This is a genomic window from Rhizobium mesosinicum (assembly GCF_019511345.1).
GTDB lineage: Bacteria > Pseudomonadota > Alphaproteobacteria > Rhizobiales > Rhizobiaceae > Rhizobium > Rhizobium mesosinicum.
Genome location: NZ_JAEUAK010000046.1, coordinates 1 through 222, shown reverse-complemented (window position 1 = coordinate 222; position 222 = coordinate 1). Strand labels below are relative to the sequence as shown.

1 pseudogene is annotated in these 222 nt (G+C 63.5%); it reads left to right on the top strand.

Going from position 1 to position 222, the window contains the following annotated elements:
• Nucleotides 1–222: pseudogene (locus tag JNB85_RS30505) on the top strand (protease); the annotation flags it as partial.

The window sequence follows — 222 nt, the reverse complement described above, 5'->3', positions numbered from 1 at the left end:
CCTATGCGCTGACCAACATTGCCAATGTCGAGAACCTGACCTTCACCGGCAGCGGCAATTTTGCCGGGACCGGCAATGCCTTGGCCAACATCATCACCGGGGGTGCCGGCAACGACACGCTGGATGGCGGGGCAGGCGCCGACACGCTGATTGGTGGTGCCGGCGATGACACCTATATCGTGGATGCCGCGAGCGACGTGGTCACGGAAGCAGCAGGTGCGG